1 protein-coding gene is annotated in these 606 nt (G+C 53.3%); it reads left to right on the top strand.

Annotation, left to right across the window (positions count from 1 at the left end):
* Positions 1-606 (top strand): VCBS domain-containing protein (locus H8K36_RS19765; RefSeq protein WP_222611287.1); only part of this gene is annotated, 606 nt, incomplete at both ends.

The following is a 606-nucleotide window of genomic DNA, read 5'->3' as shown; positions in this document are numbered from 1 at the left end:
TCGTAGAAGCTGCAGACGCTTCTGCGCAGAACTTGGCTCCAATCACTGGCAGTTTCGCCGTCTCTGATTTGGATATCGGCGATACCTTGACTGCTTCTGTGGTGGGTTCACCTGTAGTACAGTTGAACGGTGTGAACTACACCTTGCCAGCCGGTGCAACAGCATTGACGGCAGCAGGTGCGTTCAGCATCACGCCAACGACCCAAACGTCGAATGGTGGAGCAGGTACAGCGATTGCGTACACTTATGATCCAGCGGCAGCGAACTTAGACTTCTTGCGTGCAGGCCAAAGTTTGACGATCACTTATCAAGTGAAGGTCAATGATGGTACAGCAGACTCCGCAGTGCAAGACGTGACGTTCACGATCACCGGTGCGAACGATGCGCCAGTATTGACAGATACGACGAACCCAACGGCGATCGTAGAAGCTGCAGACGCTTCTGCGCAGAACTTGGCTCCAATCACAGGCAGTTTCGCCGTCTCTGATTTGGATATCGGCGATACTTTGACTGCTTCAGTTGTAGGCTCACCGGTAGTACAGTTGAACGGTGTGAACTACACCTTGCCAGCCGGTGCAACAGCATTGACGGCAGCAGGTGCGTTCA

The organism is Affinundibacterium nitidum, assembly GCF_014284155.1.
Taxonomy (GTDB): Bacteria; Pseudomonadota; Gammaproteobacteria; order Burkholderiales; family Burkholderiaceae_D; genus Undibacterium; species Undibacterium nitidum.
Note: the sequence above shows the minus strand (reverse complement) of the source record. Positions and strands in the feature narration are given on the sequence as shown.